This window comes from Lysinibacillus sp. GbtcB16, from assembly GCF_019091145.1.
GTDB lineage: Bacteria > Bacillota > Bacilli > Bacillales_A > Planococcaceae > Lysinibacillus > Lysinibacillus fusiformis.
Window position 1 is genome coordinate 1 of record NZ_JAGXJV010000801.1, and the last position, 241, is coordinate 241.

At 44.0% G+C, this 241-nt stretch carries 1 pseudogene; it reads left to right on the plus strand.

Features of this window, described 5'->3' with window-relative positions:
• Positions 1-241: pseudogene (locus KVT27_RS25945) on the plus strand (carbohydrate ABC transporter permease); the annotation flags it as partial.

Sequence of the window (241 nt, forward strand, 5' to 3'; positions counted from 1 at the left end):
AGGAATAATGATTTCTGCTCGTAAAATCGATTGGAAGGCGATCGTTGTGGAGGCCATCATGCTGATCCTTGCACTGGCGATCATTGCGCCATTGCTTATTATGCTGCTCGGTTCTTTCAAAACAAGCTCGGAGGTACTGGATTTCTCATTAAAACTACCAAAACAGTGGATGTTTTCCAATTATAAAGAAGTAATTGAACAGGGAGGGCTGCTCCGCGCCTTCTGGAACGGCATGTTTATT